Annotated in this window: 7 protein-coding genes; 3 read left to right on the forward strand and 4 right to left on the reverse strand. The window is 55.7% G+C overall.

Annotation, left to right across the window (positions count from 1 at the left end):
• The 3 genes from AC2VNK_RS04105 to AC2VNK_RS04115 all read left to right on the forward strand — a co-directional run.
• A partial coding sequence (locus AC2VNK_RS04105) for an AAA family ATPase (protein ID WP_486882914.1) occupies nucleotides 1-1,357 on the forward strand: 1,357 nt, incomplete at its 5' end.
• Nucleotides 1,358-1,399: 42 nt separating this feature from the next.
• Nucleotides 1,400-1,714, forward strand: coding sequence for a hypothetical protein (locus tag AC2VNK_RS04110; protein ID WP_291522612.1), 315 nt, complete (start codon nucleotides 1,400-1,402; stop codon nucleotides 1,712-1,714).
• 38 nt (nucleotides 1,715-1,752) lie between these two features.
• Nucleotides 1,753-2,082 carry a Rieske 2Fe-2S domain-containing protein gene (locus AC2VNK_RS04115; RefSeq protein ID WP_486882917.1) on the forward strand — a complete coding sequence of 110 codons (330 nt, stop codon included), beginning with the start codon at nucleotides 1,753-1,755 and terminating at the stop codon, nucleotides 2,080-2,082.
• A gap of 20 nt (nucleotides 2,083-2,102) precedes the next feature.
• Here the strand turns inward: AC2VNK_RS04115 and AC2VNK_RS04120 are convergent, their stop codons facing one another.
• The 4 genes from AC2VNK_RS04120 to AC2VNK_RS04135 all read right to left on the reverse strand — a co-directional run.
• Nucleotides 2,103-2,336, reverse strand: coding sequence for a hypothetical protein (locus AC2VNK_RS04120; protein WP_291522615.1), 234 nt, complete (start codon nucleotides 2,334-2,336; stop codon nucleotides 2,103-2,105).
• A 59-nt stretch (nucleotides 2,337-2,395) separates the two neighbouring features.
• Nucleotides 2,396-2,626: an FmdB family zinc ribbon protein gene (locus AC2VNK_RS04125; RefSeq protein ID WP_291522618.1), complete on the reverse strand. Its 231-nt coding sequence runs from the start codon at nucleotides 2,624-2,626 to the stop codon at nucleotides 2,396-2,398.
• Between the two features lie 68 nt (nucleotides 2,627-2,694).
• Nucleotides 2,695-3,480 carry an ankyrin repeat domain-containing protein gene (locus AC2VNK_RS04130; RefSeq protein ID WP_291522620.1) on the reverse strand — a complete coding sequence of 262 codons (786 nt, stop codon included), beginning with the start codon at nucleotides 3,478-3,480 and terminating at the stop codon, nucleotides 2,695-2,697.
• A partial coding sequence (locus AC2VNK_RS04135) for a nitroreductase family protein (protein ID WP_486882919.1) occupies nucleotides 3,477-4,573 on the reverse strand: 1,097 nt, incomplete at its 5' end. The genes AC2VNK_RS04130 and AC2VNK_RS04135, both read right to left, overlap by 4 nt.

The following is a 4,573-nucleotide window of genomic DNA, read 5'->3' on the forward strand; positions in this document are numbered from 1 at the left end:
GGCCCTGGCTTACGTCATCACCAGACTGGACTATGTGGCACCGGGAAATGACGAAACCGGCAAGATCGTCATAGAACTGAAAGCGAACGCCAAAGGCGTCATTGCAAGCCCGACCATTCGTATTTCCGCGGGTGATATGGCCAATCGTTCGGTGAGGGAAATTCTCGCTGCAAAGGGATTTTTGAAAGAAACTCCGGAGTTGATTGCTGCCTACGACGAAGAAGTCTCCCGTTATTTCGAATGGCGTGGACATTATGGTGCACAGTATTCGGCGCTCGGGGTCGGTTTCTATGCCGAAGATCCCAGCGCGACACATCGGGATACCGACTGGTCACGAAAAGACGTGATCATTTTGTCGGCGGGAGAGGGCAGGGCGCGTCTGGTCAATGATGAGGGTATTCTGACCGCCAGGGTCACAGCACTGGAAGTGACCGGGGATATTCTCGGCCCCTATTTGCGCAAAGCGGCAAAAAGCAATCGCTATAGCGCCGAAGAAGAGATGGGGCAATTCCGCTCTGTTATCGAGAATGGGTTGTTCACGAAAATCCCCGTGCATCCCTATTTATTCATGTTTCACCTGGAGCTTCATCATTATCTCTGGGTGCATGTCAGCGACATTGCGCCTTACGCTTACCAGCCCACATTGAAGCAAAAGCTGATTTTACCCGCTGAACAGACAGATCTTATTGATATTTTGACTGCCGAGATGGATGTCCTGATGGACGATATCATCACCGGGAAATCCGGCGGGACGACAGTTCTTTGCGCCGGACCCGCCGGCGTAGGAAAAACGCTCACCGCCGAGGTGTATTCTGAAATTATTCAGCGACCGCTGTATCGGGTGCATTCAGGACAACTCGGACTGAATGTGGCCAGTATGGAGACCGCGCTGAAGGAGATACTGACCCGGGCCCAACGCTGGGGCGCCGTTATGCTGATTGATGAAGCGGATGTCTATATCAAGCGCCGGGACGACAATATGACGATGAACGCAGTGGTGGGCGTTTTTCTGCGGGTGCTGGAGTATTTTAATGGTTTGTTGTTTTTGACCACGAACCGGGTGGATGACATTGATGAAGCCATTGTCTCCCGTTGCATTGCCCTGATTAAATACAATCCCCCGGATGGCAATGGACGCCGACAAATCTGGCAGGTGATGTGCGATCAGTTTTGTCTCGATATCTCCATGTCGGCCATTGACGAATTGGTGGATATTTTTCCTGCAGCCACTGGCAGGGATATTAAGGGACTGGCCAAACTGGTGGCCAAATTCTGTAAACAGAAACAGGTGCTGCCGACTGTGGAGGTCTTTAAACGCTGTTCGGTATTTCGCGGGCTGGAACCAGCCGCTGCGTGACCTTGGAGATACGAGTTTTTAATGCGATAGGGAGAAATGAATATGCGTACAATCATTACCCTGGCAGGCCAGGATGTGGGATTGGTGAGCGAAAACGATATGGCCCTCGCCATACAGGCGGCTGAGGAGGTCTTCGCGCAGCATGGGGCTGACCCTATGGCTTGCGAAGTGGCCAATCAAAAGCAGTATAGTGATGCGGAAATTACCAGGGATGAAGCGTTATTGTGCGCCATCTGGGAAGAAGCCAATTATGCCGCCTGGCACAAAGCCACTATTGGCTGGATGAGTCGGGATATTGATCTTTACATGATGGTGCGAAGTGCTGCAGCGGATGTCATGGATGCCATATCAGCATAATATATTGTGTGTTTTCTGGATTAAAAAGGAGTTTCACCATGTTTGGTAAAGCCTGTGATTTTAACGAGATGCGACAAGGAAAATATGAAGTGGCGGTGGTTAACCGGATACTGCTCGTGATTGTGTGGCCCATCCGGGGTGAACCCCGGGCTTTTCATGGGATGTGTCCCCACGCCAATGAACCACTAGCCGATGCCCGCTTCGATGGGGAGACCCTGACTTGTGCACACCATGATTGGGCATTCAGCAGTGAAACAGGCGCATGCATCAAGGGCCAGCCCTGTACCCTCAGGGAGTTTCCGCTAAAGATTGAAAATGACGAAGTGCTAGTGGATACCGGTGATTTTGCGCCCAATGGACCCCGCTAAAGCCACTGGCAAATTCTGAACTAAAACCCGTCTCTCTTGCTTCCCCAGGGATGAGAGCCGGGAACCACTTCCGCTTTGATTCCGGCTTTTTCAACATCGGTGAGGGTTTTATAGAGGGTCGATTCATGGGCTAATATGCTGCCCTGCATTACTGCGACATAGCGTGCCGGCAGGTCGACATCGCAAACGTAACCGCCTCCCGGGTCCTCAACGCTGCGTAAATTGCCATCCCAATCCATGAAAAAGCCACTCATGATAAATCCTCGCTGGTGTTGTTCCAAAAGTCGGTGGGGGTGAAAGAATGCCTGCCGAGTCAGCGTGATTTGCGCTCGGCGGGCGAAAAATTGCTCAAGTGCCCCTCTTTCGCGGCTTGCGCACGACCACGCGCCATCAGTCCGGCACTGCGACCAGGTGCGGCCACCCGCGAAAGCTGTTTTTCCAGGTGTTGGCTGCCGCATTGCGGGCAGTTTGGGATATTTGAGCCCATGACCAGTAATTCAAAGTCGGCGTCGCAATCGCAACAATGGTAATCGAAGATAGGCATTATTGTTCCTTTGTCAGGTTATGGCCAAAACGGCATCTGTTACCCGGTACAGCAATAATGATGCCTGTTCAGGTGGCGGCTTTTACCCGCCTCGGTGTTTCGCGCAACAAATTCAGACATTCCAGATTGGCGACCATATCCAGTGCAGTGAAATCATCGAACGAAAGGAGCCTCCGGTCCGCACCGAATGCCAGCAAACGCTCCACTACCGTCGTCTTGCCAGCGGATGCAGCATACATCAGGCAAGTGGCGCCGTTGTCATTCTGGTGGTTGAGGTTGGCGCCAACCGCGACCAGCAGGTCCACTGTGTCAAGATTCTCACTGACACAAGCGAACCAGAGGGCCTGATTGCCATCGTTGTTGCGCTGGTGCGGGTCGGCGCCGGCGGCGAGCAGTTCAGCCACCCGTTCAGGATGGCCTTCACCGGCAGCGCGCATCAAGGGCGTCACCCCGTCGCGGGTGCATGCGTGGATGTCTGCGGCGGGAAACCCCTGCGCCGTCAGCCAGCATTGCAGCGCCTCGGTAAGCTGCGGATTTGCGGGCGTATGCACCTTGCACCAGGCTTCGTAACCGCCATCCAGACTATATACCTCCGCAAAACCAAAATCGGCAAAGAGTTGGGCACGCATCTGGCTGGCGTTGCCATGGTAGCAATAGATCAGCACGGGACGATGTTTGGCCATGTTCAGCACATAGTCATCGGCGTTGTAATCGCCCAGGGGAGAAGCTCCGGCAATATGTCCGGCCCGGAAGTCGCTGGGATGGCGGCAATCCAGTAACACGGTGTTGTCCTGCCTTTGCAGGAGTTCGCGGGCCTTATGCACATCAATACGCTGAAAGGAGCGGGTATTCATGAGTTTTCTCCGGTGTGAGTGTTCAGTTCTCGGTGGGCATAGGGCGGGAGGGTGCTAATCCGCGTATCCGTCAGGGCATGACCCACGGTGAAGTGGTAAAGGGATTGCAGGCTGTTATCCTTGATCCCCAATATTTCATGCACGGCATCATCAAAAAAACAGCCGATGCCGGTGGCGTTCAGACCCAGGGATTCGGCTTCCAGATACAATATCTGGCCCAGCAGCCCGGCTTCCTGGTAGAGCAAACGATAATGCCAGGCACCGCTCTTCAGGGGGTCGGCATACTCCGCCAGAAAGGCCACGGCAAAGCAGCTATCGGCAGCAATGGCCTGATGACAGGACAGGGTCCGGGCGATACTGCGCACGTCGCCACTATAGAGTCGCCGCAGGGGCAGATGGGTGGGCGCAGTAGCCACTGCTTCCCAGGAGAAGTCGGGATTGAGGGCCATGCGTAGCACTGGGCCGCCCTCTGCTGTGCGGGGCAGGGCATAGAGGCCGCTACTCAGGCCACTAACGCGATGCACAAAAAGTATCGGATGGATGCGCGGGGTGAAGGGCCAGACATCCCAGGGCAGGCCGGAACGGGGCAGCAACGCATCCAGGAGCGTAAAGAAATCGTCAGCCGCCATGACCGTCTTCGGGTCGAAGCGCTGGGCGCTGCGCCGACGGCGGATCAGCGCGCTGGCGGCGGTCTGCCCCGATTTTTTGCGTGCTGGCCAGGGATCAGGCGGAAGCGGGTCGGGAGTGAGTACCGGCATCCTGCTGGCGCTGGTCGTTTCGGCGATGACCGGCCACTGATACAGGGGGTGGGGATCCAGGCAGTTGGCCTGACCCCGCCATTGCCCCGGCAGCGCAGCGGGACTCCCGACAGCGGAGGATATTGTATCGGCTGGGAGGATTTCCAGCAGCAGCTCCGCATCCTCGCCTTCGGCATGCGCGAAATCGCTGGAACGATCCAGGCCGAGGAGACTGCGCAGTCGGGTATCGTCCACATCCCCGCGCAGGCGAAGGTGCCAACCCAGGGTACCCGCAGCGTAGCGCAGGGCACCCAGCGCATGGCCAATATCCAGTTGGCAATAACGCAGTGCCCGTT

The sequence above is a fragment of the Acidithiobacillus sp. TH-A35 genome (assembly GCF_057473505.1).